Here is a 999-nt window from a genome sequence, read left to right as displayed (position 1 = left end):
GGCCGCCGCGCCCCAGCCCACGAACGCCAGCGCCAGAGCGGCCAGCACACCCAGCGCGAGCCCCTGCCCCACGCGTGCCCCCGCTGCCCAGGCCAGGCGTCGATCCGCCAGGATCGCGGCTACCGACACCGGCGGATCATCCCGCGCCCGATCGAAAAACGGCCAGCCGGCCAGCATCGTCAGCGCCATGACCACGGCAAAGAACACCCAGCCGTAAAACACGTGATCGAAACCGGCGGCAAACTGGATACCGCGCCAGCCGGCAATCACGATAGTGCCCCAGGCGCGCACGCCGTTGGCCAGGATCGGCACGATCAGGGCCATGGCCATGAACGTTGCGCGGCGCGGCCAGCGGCGAAAGCACACCTGGCACACCAGCACGCCATAGGCGACCATGGCAATCAGGAACTTCACCCCCGAACAGGCCTCGGCCACCTTGAAATAGCCAGCCGGCGTGGTGATGAATACGCCATCGAGCGCGGCGGGAATGCCCACCAGATGCAGCAGCACCATGACAATGCGCGCCGTCACGATCTGCAGCAGCGGGATCAGTTCATCCCCGAATGGCACCAGGAACAGCATGTAGGCCAGCGGAAACAACAGCGCCGCGCCCAGGCGCGGCCCCATGATTGCCAGGAAGCTGGCCTGCAGCATCACCACGCAGGCGGTCTGCGTCACCAGCGAAAACCCGGCAAAATCGCCCAGCATCCACAGGAACGCCGCCCCGGCAAACAGCACCAATCCCGGCCACCAGCCCTGCGGCGCAATCTGGCGCAACGCGGGCCAGCGCATCGACACCAACCAGGCCAGGATCGCCGGCACCAGCAGGATGTGGTTATAGGTTGAACTGTCCCACCACTGCCCCGCCATCGCCGCCCAATCGGCATGGAACAACCCGATCAGGCCCAGCCAGCACAAGCCCAGCATGACCCAGGGCACAACACCGGTGGCCGCCCCATCGCGCACAGCGAGCGAGGATACGTGATCCTCCCCACTCGT

Annotated in this window: 1 protein-coding gene; it reads right to left on the bottom strand. The window is 66.7% G+C overall.

Annotated features, from left to right (window positions below; translation table 11 throughout):
• A partial coding sequence (gene xrtA / locus H926_RS27310; RefSeq protein WP_371256243.1) for an exosortase A occupies positions 1–999 on the bottom strand: 999 nt, incomplete at both ends.

The organism is Novosphingobium sp. B-7 (assembly GCF_000410615.1).
Lineage (GTDB): Bacteria > Pseudomonadota > Alphaproteobacteria > Sphingomonadales > Sphingomonadaceae > Novosphingobium > Novosphingobium capsulatum.
Note: the sequence above shows the minus strand (reverse complement) of the source record. Positions and strands in the feature narration are given on the sequence as shown.